This window comes from Micromonospora sp. BS32, assembly GCF_059089345.1.
The window spans coordinates 1-5,524 of record NZ_JBSSHR010000041.1 but is presented as its reverse complement, the minus strand read 5'-3'; the positions used below and the strand labels follow the sequence as shown (position 1 = coordinate 5,524).

The 5,524-nt window shown below is 67.4% G+C and carries 9 protein-coding genes; 6 read left to right on the top strand and 3 right to left on the bottom strand.

Going from position 1 to position 5,524, the window contains the following annotated elements; all coding sequences use genetic code 11:
• The first annotated feature begins 155 nt into the window (after window positions 1-155).
• A complete protein-coding gene (locus AC5RWQ_RS30050) occupies window positions 156-344 on the top strand; it encodes a hypothetical protein (RefSeq protein ID WP_494285974.1) in 189 nt (62 codons plus the stop codon).
• A 72-nt stretch (window positions 345-416) separates the two neighbouring features.
• Here the strand turns inward: AC5RWQ_RS30050 and AC5RWQ_RS30045 are convergent, their stop codons facing one another.
• The 3 genes from AC5RWQ_RS30045 to AC5RWQ_RS30035 all read right to left on the bottom strand — a co-directional run bounded on the left by AC5RWQ_RS30045 (window position 417) and on the right by AC5RWQ_RS30035 (window position 2,410).
• Entirely contained in the window at window positions 417-848 is a 432-nt protein-coding gene (locus AC5RWQ_RS30045; protein WP_494285973.1) for a hypothetical protein, read from the bottom strand.
• Between the two features lie 204 nt (window positions 849-1,052).
• On the bottom strand, window positions 1,053-1,595 hold the full coding sequence (locus AC5RWQ_RS30040) for a kinase (protein ID WP_494285972.1): 543 nt from the start codon (window positions 1,593-1,595) through the stop codon (window positions 1,053-1,055).
• Window positions 1,595-2,410, bottom strand: a complete 816-nt coding sequence (locus tag AC5RWQ_RS30035; RefSeq protein ID WP_494285971.1) for an AAA family ATPase — start codon at window positions 2,408-2,410, stop codon at window positions 1,595-1,597. Before AC5RWQ_RS30035 ends, AC5RWQ_RS30040 begins: the two co-directional genes overlap by 1 nt.
• 240 nt (window positions 2,411-2,650) lie before the next feature.
• Between AC5RWQ_RS30035 and AC5RWQ_RS30030 the strand changes: the two genes are divergently transcribed.
• The 5 genes from AC5RWQ_RS30030 to AC5RWQ_RS30010 all read left to right on the top strand — a co-directional run bounded on the left by AC5RWQ_RS30030 (window position 2,651) and on the right by AC5RWQ_RS30010 (window position 5,501).
• Window positions 2,651-2,971 (top strand): hypothetical protein, encoded by a 321-nt coding sequence (locus AC5RWQ_RS30030; protein ID WP_089021118.1) that lies wholly within the window; start codon window positions 2,651-2,653, stop codon window positions 2,969-2,971.
• A gap of 237 nt (window positions 2,972-3,208) precedes the next feature.
• A complete protein-coding gene (locus AC5RWQ_RS30025; protein WP_494285970.1) occupies window positions 3,209-4,129 on the top strand; it encodes a hypothetical protein in 921 nt (306 codons plus the stop codon).
• 84 nt (window positions 4,130-4,213) lie between these two features.
• Window positions 4,214-5,089 (top strand): FtsK/SpoIIIE domain-containing protein, encoded by an 876-nt coding sequence (locus AC5RWQ_RS30020; protein ID WP_494285969.1) that lies wholly within the window; start codon window positions 4,214-4,216, stop codon window positions 5,087-5,089.
• Entirely contained in the window at window positions 5,086-5,295 is a 210-nt protein-coding gene (locus AC5RWQ_RS30015; RefSeq protein WP_494285968.1) for a hypothetical protein, read from the top strand. The genes AC5RWQ_RS30020 and AC5RWQ_RS30015 overlap by 4 nt, the downstream gene beginning before the upstream one ends.
• Window positions 5,292-5,501 carry a hypothetical protein gene (locus AC5RWQ_RS30010; RefSeq protein ID WP_494285967.1) on the top strand — a complete coding sequence of 70 codons (210 nt, stop codon included), beginning with the start codon at window positions 5,292-5,294 and terminating at the stop codon, window positions 5,499-5,501. The genes AC5RWQ_RS30015 and AC5RWQ_RS30010 overlap by 4 nt, the downstream gene beginning before the upstream one ends.
• The last annotated feature ends 23 nt before the right edge of the window (window positions 5,502-5,524 follow it).

Below are 5,524 nucleotides of genomic sequence, written 5' to 3'. Positions count from 1 at the left end.
ATGGCCGACCGGATGATGAAGACCTCGGCTGGAGTTTGGCGGGACCTCACCGAAGCTGTACGCCGCGAGTCCGACCATAGGCGCGCTAAGTAGCCGCAGCACACAGCGGCTCTGGGGCACTGCCAAAGATTGATGCTGGCTGAGACGATCCAGTCGTGAGCCTGCTCGCGTACCTCTGGCGTGCGATCTTCGGGCGCCCGCAGAACCTGGTCGAGACTCAAACGTCCGACGCCTGGCAACGGGTCGTGGACACTTTCTCCTCCGAGCAAGCCGATCTCGTTCGGGATCAGAAGGTCACGGAAGAGCAGGCTCGCACCGCCATCGCAGAGCGCTCCCCCAAATGACGTCGGACGAGGTTGCTCATGCACTTGCTCGCGGCATGTTCCTGACTCGGTGATCAGGCGCAGCGAGACGAGTCAACGGCAGTCGTGTGGCCGGACGTGCACACCGCACCACGGCGGCAGGTCGGCTGCCCACACCCGCCAGCTGCCGGCGTCTCGCCGGGTCTCGAACCGCCACGGGTGGGCTGTGCCGCTGAGGTTGGTCTGCTCGTTCCACCAGGTCGGGCGGACCTGAGCGGTCACCGCCGCCCGGTCGTCGCCCTGGTCCTCGACGTCAATCGGTCCGACCACCTCAAGCTTCGACGGCACGTTGGCGCGCTCGATCTCGCCGCGGTACTGCCGCCACTGCCGCAGCAGCTCGTCATGACGCCTGCCGGCCAGAACCCGCGACAGGCCGATCTCCTCGCCGCTGCTCATTTGGAGCACGTACACGTTTGCCGCCGCGTCCGGACTCGACTCACCGCGTTCCGCCTCGGCCTGTTTCTGGACGGCCCATGAGACTGGCACGGCCACGATCCCGGCGCATACCACCGCCACGAGCGACAGCACGACCCACGGCCAATGACGCGGCGACCGGACCGACGGAGCCCTGCCGGCCCCCGCTCCTCGGCTTGGTAGCGCTGGCCCCTCCCCAGGTTCCATGAGATCCAAAATATGGCCTCTGCGGGTCACCTCGCCATCACCAACGGCTGATCGCCAGGCCGCCGGCTTCTACTCCACCGTCTCCTCGCTTCGTCGGACCGCCTGATCAATCAACTCGGCCGCCATGCCCGGGGAAGCTTCAGACGTATCGATGGTGAGGCCGGCTGTGGGGAGCCTCTCTGTCTGGTCCCACGCCCTGAGGCGTTCCGCCGCGTCGCCCGTCTGTCGCTCCACAATGCGACGTTCCGCCAGGTTCCGGGGACAGGTAAGAGCAACTACGGTCCACCGCGCGTCGGGGAATGCCTCCCGTACAGCGTCAACCGCCTTGACCTGTCCGACGTGCACCACGGGGATCTGCTCGTGGAGCTGCTGACGCAGGCCGGGCGCGTCGATGACGTACACGGACCCATACCGCCGGTTCTCCCACACCACACTGCCCGAGGCGCGCAGAGCCGCCAGCTCCGCAACCGAGCTCATTCGGTAGCCCGCGATACGGCCCTGACCAACTTTCAGGCGCCGGAACTGCTGGTACCGGTCGTCGAGCTGGTGCAGGGCTGAGGTCACCGTGTCCTTGCCGGATGCCGGCGGGCCGTAGAGGATCACCCCCCGCATCAGTCGAGTTCCAACCCCATCAATGACTTGACCAGCGCTTCGGCCTGGTCCTGTAGCGGCCTGGCCGAGGCGCAGTTGTTGATGACGACGTGCTCGACCAGCGGGCGCGAATCAGGATCGATGCGGCTGAGGTAGCCGGCCCAGTCGGCCAGCTTCGCCGCATCTCGGGCCGCTCCTCGCCTCCGGATGTAGACGTTCATCGTGTCCGGGTCGCAGTACACCCACACCACGCTCACGGCTGCGCCCATGTCGGCGAACCGGGCCCTCGTCCGGTCCAACCACTGAGCGTCCTGGAACTCAGCGACGAACGGGGCCGTCACGATGGCGCTATTGCCGCACTGCACGTTCTCTTCGGCCGCGCTGCTCAACGCCTCGTACTCTCGGGGGCGCACGACCTTCAGATAGGTGTCTGACTCGCGGTCGTTCGGAGACTGGCCCAGGATCTCTAGGGCTGCCTCAACGATGGGCCGCGTCAAGGTGTCCTTGTCCAGCATCGGCCACCCGGTCGCCCGCGCCAGGATCCGTCCCAACTCGGTCTTGCCACTGCCGGCGTAGCCGCCGATGAGCACCACGCGCGGCTTGGGCAGCCGTACAGGTCCCCGTCGCTCCTGGTTCGGCACCCGCACGACCCGCTTCGAGCGGGACTTGCTCTCAATGAACCCTTCCGCCTCCAGCACCTTCATTGCTGCTGTGATGGTGAACGGGCTGGTGTCCCACTCGGCGGCCATCTCGCGGCTGGACGGGAGGACGTCACCGTCTCGACGGATTCCGGCTGAGATCTCGTTGCGAATGTGCCGCGCGATCTGCTGGTGCACGGATTCACCCCGGGTCAACCGGGGACGGGGCGATGACATGGGCATCCTCACGGTAGGCGCACTCAGCTACCAGATCCTACCAGTTGCCTAACAGCGCCTCAGCGCCGTTACAGCACGTCAGAAGACTGTTTCAGATGGTGCATACCTAACAGTTGCTTGCCGTCCCAACCAACTGTTAGCGTCGGCCTACCGAGCAGACGTCCACAGGGGACGCGCTCACATCCAGGAAGGACGGCAGCTATGAAGCTGTACGTGGACACCCAGAGCAAGCAGGTCCAGGTGACGAAGGACCCGGAGCCGAAGAACGACCAGAACGGCAATCAGCGGTCGGAGAAGAACACTGGCCGGCTCATGTGGTCCACCCAGGTCTTCGTTCTCGACGAGACCGGCGGCGAGATCATCACCATCACCACGGCGGGTGAGAAGCCGGGCGTGACGGTGGGACAGCTCGTCGCTGTCGAGCAGTTGGAGGCCATTCCGTGGGCGACCAACGGGCGCAACGGCGTCGCGTTCCGCGCCATCTCGCTGAAGCCGAAGGCTGGTAACTCGGCGGCGAAGTAGGTCCCTCGCTCACCGCGCTGTGTGAGCCTCTGGTGTCTGACCTGATGCGGCCTGATGGTCCGCTGACCTGAGATCCAAGGTCCGGGAGTGGTTCCGACTCCTACATTCCCGGCCCGTCACCACCAGCGGTGGTGGCATCCCCGCAAGAGCTGGCGCGGGGTCGGTCCGACTCCTACATCTGCCGACCCCGTGCCCTCCAACTCATCCGACCCAACTCGCGATTGGGAGGGATTCGTCGTGTCCAAGTCTAGCCCCCGCCGCCCCTTCGGGCGGAACACCGGAACGGTGACGGTCATCGAGGCCAAGGTCCACCGTTCCTCGGCCCGCAACGCCCGGTTGGCGTTCATCCTCACGGCGGTCATCGTCGGGCTGCTGGCGGCCGTGGTGGCCGCTTCCTCCATGCACCCCATCCTGGCCCTGTTCCTGGGCGCGGCCATCGGTGTCCCGTCCGGCGGGTTCGCCTGGGTCCTCGTGCGGATCTGGCCGGTGCTGCGGCTGCTGTGGTGGTGGTCCATCGAGATCGTGCTCACCACCGCTGTCATCACCTTCTGGGTGCAGCTGGCCGACCACACCTCGACCCTGGTGACCCTGCTCGTGGTCGCCCTGGTCGTCGGCGTCCCTGCCGCCGTCCCGGTCACCCGCCGCGCCCTGGTCGCCTGGACCTGGTGCCTCGTCGTGCGGCACCGGCTGCGCGTGTGTTTCGCGCAGTTCATCATCGCCAACCAGTCCGGCAGCCTTCCGCTGATCCTGTGGGCTCGTCCCACGCCTGTGGGTGAGCGGGTCTGGGTCTACCTGCGGCCCGGCCTGTCCCTCGCGGACCTGGAAGGCCGCCTCGACCGCATCGCGGTCGCCTGCCACGCCGCCACCGCCCTGGTCGAGCGGGCATCCGACGGCAACTCCGCCTACCTGCGGTTCGACATCAAACGCCGGGAAGTCCTCACCGCGACGGTGGGCTCCCCGCTGGTCGACGTCATCGACCCGGACACCCCGGCAACCGAGCGCATCCCGGCCCCCGTGCCGACCGCTCTGGACCTGCCCGACGTCGACGCAACCGTCATCACCCTGCCGGTGCAGAAGAAACCGGCCACGACCGCCAACGGCACCAAGACCGCGGCGGCTTCCTCGTCTGACGCCGACGACGTCTCCGACTGGATCTGACCCACACGCAACCCGGACGCGGAGAGCCCTACGGGCTCGTTCGTGTGGCTCTCCGCGCCCACCAACAGCCCAAGGAGGGCACCCATGACCACCACGGCACCCGCCCCAACGTCGGGGGTTCCGGTGGGGCCTGGCCTGTCGATGTTCGACCCCATCTTCGTCGGCATCGATGAGTTCGGTCAGCCCGTATACATCACCCTCGCCTACCGCAACCTCCTCGCCGGCGGCGAACCCGGCGGCGGCAAATCCGGCCTGCTCAACTGCATCGCCGCCCACGCCGCCCTCTCCGTGGACTCCCGGCTCGTGCTGCTGGACGGCAAGCTCGTCGAGCTGGGGCAGTGGGAGGACTGCGCCGATGCGTTCATCGGCCCCGACATCACCGCCGCCCTCGACGTCCTCAAGCGGCTCCAACTGGTGATGAACAACCGCTACGCCTGGCTGCGCGCCCACGGGCGCCGCAAGCTCACCGCCCTCGACGGGCTCTCCGTCATCACCGTCCTGGTCGACGAAATCGCCTTCTACTCCGCGACCGTCGGCAGCAAGCAGGAGCAAGAAGAGTTCGTCGCTCTCCTGCGTGACCTGGTCGCGCGGGGCCGTGCCGCCGGCATCCCTGTGGTCGCCGCGACGCAGCGGCCGTCGTTCGACATCATCCCCACCAGCCTGCGGGACCTGTTCGGCTACCGCGCCGCGTTCCGCTGCACCACACCCAACAGCTCCAACATCGTCCTCGGGCACGGCTGGGCGGAGCAGGGCTACTCCGCCACCGACATCCAGCCGACCAACCAGGGCGCGGCCTACCTCATCGCCGAAGGCGGCATCCCCCGCCGCATCAAGGTCGCCTACCTCACCGACAGCCAGATCGCGGGCATCGCCGACTACGCCGCCTGGATCCGCCGCCCCCGGCGGTTACCGGCCCTCTTGCCCGACCTCACCCGCCTCGACGTGGGAGCAGCGGCATGACCACTCCTGTTTACGACTGCGCCGACGACATAAAGGTCGTCGACGCCGAGATTGACAAGGTCACGGGCCACCTGTGGCAGTGCCTGCGCTGCACCGTCTGCGGCAAGCGAGACGGCCACATCAACCAGGGCGGCTCCGACGACATGCACCCGATCCCCGACAACGCCGTCTTCTTCAGCGACCCCTGCTGGGAGGTCACCTCATGACCACCCGGGAGCGCACCTACGCCCGCGCCAACAACCAGCGGGCCGCGCAGTTCGTCGAGCTGTGGATCGTCGCCCAGCCGCACGAGATCGCGGCCATGGTCCAGATCGCCTCGGCCAGCGGCCGACTCGTCTTCGTCTCCCCGCCGACCCCGATGGGCGGCGACGACACCCGCCACCGCCGCTACCTGCGGCTGCGCACCACCTGAAACGGCCGACAGGACCAGTAACC